This window comes from Lentiprolixibacter sp., assembly GCF_982873095.1.
The window spans coordinates 854-3,472 of sequence record NZ_CEYNTP010000265.1; the positions used below are offsets into that span (position 1 = coordinate 854).

General features: G+C 47.2%; 3 protein-coding genes. All 3 read left to right on the forward strand.

Features of this window, described 5'->3' with window-relative positions; translation table 11 throughout:
- The first annotated feature begins 162 nt into the window (after positions 1-162).
- Positions 163-1,359, forward strand: a complete 1,197-nt coding sequence (locus tag AC4E7D_RS12865; protein WP_490174194.1) for an Nramp family divalent metal transporter — start codon at positions 163-165, stop codon at positions 1,357-1,359.
- A gap of 5 nt (positions 1,360-1,364) precedes the next feature.
- The gene (gene pxpA / locus AC4E7D_RS12870; RefSeq protein WP_490174192.1) at positions 1,365-2,099 is read left to right on the forward strand and encodes a 5-oxoprolinase subunit PxpA; all 735 of its coding nucleotides are present in this window, start codon (positions 1,365-1,367) and stop codon (positions 2,097-2,099) included.
- Positions 2,099-2,619: 5-oxoprolinase subunit B family protein (locus AC4E7D_RS12875; RefSeq protein ID WP_490174193.1), on the forward strand; the 521-nt coding region annotated here is incomplete at its 3' end. The genes pxpA and AC4E7D_RS12875, both read left to right, overlap by 1 nt.

The window sequence follows — 2,619 nt, forward strand, 5'->3', positions numbered from 1 at the left end:
ATAACCCGGTCTTGGGTGGATTAGTATATCCCCTCGACGTATGACACCCCACTTTTAGACGAACTGCAAATTTTTAGATGAACTGCACACTTTGGTATGGAAAAATGGCACTGAATGCGTTTCTTGTATCTTTATAAAATTGTAATTGCAGTTACCAATTCCATGTTTAAAAAGATAGGTCCGGGGGTACTCGTCGCAGCGGCCTTCATAGGTCCGGGAACGGTCACAGTGTGTACCCTGGCTGGTGCGGGTTTTGGCTATACCCTTTTGTGGGCGCTTTTGCTCTCTGTTGTGGCCACAATTGTACTACAGGAGATGGCGGCACGACTGGGGATAATAACCCGTAAAGGACTCGCTGAGGCCATCTTACTTGCACTTAATACCCCCTGGAAGAAATACGCTGTCCTGGGATTGGTCCTGGGGGCTATTGTTATTGGAAATACGGCCTATGAAGCAGGAAATATAGGGGGCGCTACCCTGGGCCTGCAAGCGCTCTTTGGGGAGAAATACAATGCATGGTACCCTGTTGTGATCGGTATACTTGCTTTTGTGTTGCTGTTCCAGGGATCGTACAAAATCCTGGAAAAAGTGTTTATCACCCTTGTCCTGCTGATGAGCATTTCGTTTATCCTTACTGCAGTAATCACCCGGCCGGATATCACAGGTATGTTGCAGGGCCTTTTTATACCCACCCTCCCTGAAGCAGGCGTACTTACCGTAGTGGGCCTCATTGGAACCACCGTGGTTCCCTACAACCTATTCCTGCATGCAAGCCTGGTCCGGGAGAAATGGCAGCAAACCGCTGACCTCCCCATGGCGAGACGGGATACAATACTATCAATTGCTCTGGGAGGTCTCATCTCAATTGCCATAACCATAACGGCAGTGGCGATCCCGGAAAAAGAAGTTTCCGGGGTATTGGATATGGCCAGGGCACTGGAACCTCTGTATGGAAATGCTGCCCGATATTTTATGGGTATAGGCTTATTTGCTGCCGGGGTAACCTCCGCCATTACCGCCCCCTTGGCAGCTGCCTATGTAGCCAGGAGCTGTTTTAAATGGGAACCGAACCTAAAAGATTATCGGTTTCGTGCCGTATGGATGCTCATTTTACTAATTGGGGTTATCTCCCTTTCCTTTGAAGTGAAACCCATAGAAATAATCCAGTTTGCCCAGATCACCAATGGACTCTTACTTCCTGTAATCGCCATACTAATGCTGTGGATTTTAAACCAGTCGAATTTGTTAGGGCCTCACACCAACAGGAAATGGCAGAACATCGTTGCCATAGTAATTATCTTATTGGTTTGCCTGCTGGGCCTGAAAAGCATTAGTGGAGTTTTGGGGATAGTTTATTGAATACTATGAAGCAGATCGATTTAAATTGTGATGTTGGTGAAGGGTTGGAAAATGAAACCCACCTTTTTCCGCTTATTTCCTCCTGTAGCATTGCCTGTGGGGGGCATGCCGGGGATGAACAAACGATGGCAAGGGTCGTTTCCCTCGCCTTGGAATATGGGGTAAAAATCGGAGCCCATCCCTCATATCCTGATCGTCAAAATTTCGGCAGAAAATCCCTTATCCTGCCAAAATCTGATTTGATCTCAAGCATGAGGGAGCAGATCGACCAACTGTTACGTGTGATAAGGAATAAGAATGCAAGGCTGCACCACATAAAACCTCACGGGGCCTTGTATAATGACCTGGCCAAAGATCGCAACCTGGCGCTTAACTTCCTTGAGGCCATAGCACCTTACCAGGACGGTTGTAAACTCTTTGCAGCTTATGGATCGGTAATTGCCGGGGAGGCCAAAAAACTCGGGTGGCACCTTTTTTACGAGGCCTTTGGTGACCGTAATTATAATGCTGACCTAAGCTTGGTTTCACGGAAACGGCCAGATGCCCTGATCAGGGATCCGGAAAAAGTACTGACCCATATCCTGCCGATGATCCTCAATGGCACGGTACGCACTCTCGAAGGTGTAGAAAAACCCATTGTGGCTGATACCATTTGTATTCATGGAGATACGGAAGGTGTTCTGGAGATATTGATGTATCTTGATCGCGAATTTCCAAAAACTAATATTCAGGTAAAATAGTGGGTGCATACAAGATAGCCGTAAAACCCTTTGGCGAACATGCCATTTTGATCACCTGGCCCAATCAGGTAGATGAAGCGATATTGGACGATATCATAGGCTTCAGGGCACATTTGGAGCAGTCAATTTTACCTTTTCCGGATTGGGAACTGGTAGCGGCCTATAATTCCCTTACCATTATCAATAATAGCGGTTCTGTAGATTTGGAACATTATGAGCAACTCCTGCTTGAGGAATATGCTGCAAAGAGGAAGAAAAAACTGGCAAAACACTGGCTTTGGAAGTTGCCTGTTTGTTATGACAAGGCCTTTGGGATGGATCTGGAGGAAGTTGCCGAAGTTCCGGAAACAGGTACGGAAGAATTGATCCGCATGCATACAAGCCATACCTACATCGTATATGGGATTGGTTTCCTTCCGGGTTTTATGTACCTCGGAGGTTTACCCGAAGCCCTGGAAATACCCAGAAAATCAACCCCGCGCCTGGCGGTGCCCAAAGGTTCTGTAGGACTGGCAGGGAA

Excerpts from the sequence above, each read along its gene's own strand:
- AC4E7D_RS12865 (WP_490174194.1), top strand. The coding sequence starts at position 163 with ATGTTTAAAAAGATAGGTCCGGGGGTACTCGTCGCAGCGGCCTTCATA.
- pxpA (WP_490174192.1), top strand. The coding sequence starts at position 1,365 with ATGAAGCAGATCGATTTAAATTGTGATGTTGGTGAAGGGTTGGAAAAT.